The organism is Mesorhizobium sp. WSM4829 (assembly GCF_055811475.1).
Genome location: NZ_JBVVQJ010000169.1, coordinates 1 through 313 on the forward strand (window position 1 = coordinate 1; position 313 = coordinate 313).

Genomic DNA, 313 nt, shown 5'->3' on the forward strand with positions numbered 1-313 from the left:
GCCGATTAAGCGTGATCGTTGCAACAAGGTCGGCGACTGAGTACAGGATTTCATCGTACATTTATTTCTCCTTTACGTCAGCAAGCGCTTGGCCGCTTTGGTGTCGCGGCGGTTCTGGACGATCTCGTCGAGCACATAGCCATCCTGGTCGACGGCGCGCACAGTGTTCCTGCCGGCGATGGTGATGACGACCTCGTCAGGTGCCAGACATCGTTTCGGCCGTGCTGCTTGCGGTACAAGCGGCGAGCGTAATGCGGACCGAACTTGATGCCCCACCGGCGGATTGTCTCATACGAAACCACGATCCCGCGCT

Annotated in this window: 1 pseudogene; it reads right to left on the reverse strand. The window is 58.1% G+C overall.

Annotated features, from left to right (window positions below):
- Positions 1-78: 78 nt before the first annotated feature.
- Positions 79-313: pseudogene (locus AC0L17_RS34715) on the reverse strand (DDE-type integrase/transposase/recombinase); the annotation flags it as partial.